Genomic DNA, 269 nt, shown 5'->3' on the forward strand with positions numbered 1-269 from the left:
TGATGCTCCATTCGTCCATTGCGAACGCATTGCCTTCCAGCACCGCATAACCGGCGCTGAGCGAGATGAGGAAAGTCACCTCGTCGGCCTCGTAGTGCCCCTGGATCGCGGCATGCATGCCCCGCATTTCGCCTTCGAGCGCGTCCCGGCTCTTGGCATGCGGGAAGAAGATCACGAACTGGTCGCCCATCAGGCGCCCGACGATCGCGCTCCCGGCCTTCTCCTTCACCCGTTCGGCGATGGCACAGAGCAGCTTGTCGCCAGTGATG

At 62.8% G+C, this 269-nt stretch carries 1 protein-coding gene; it reads right to left on the bottom strand.

The features are described 5' to 3' along the window. The coding region (locus SB724_RS20355; protein ID WP_410572690.1) for a diguanylate cyclase domain-containing protein at nucleotides 1-269 on the bottom strand (269 nt) is incomplete at both ends.

Source organism: Bacillus sp. SIMBA_031, assembly GCF_046535225.1.
Lineage (GTDB): Bacteria > Bacillota > Bacilli > Bacillales > Bacillaceae > Bacillus > Bacillus velezensis.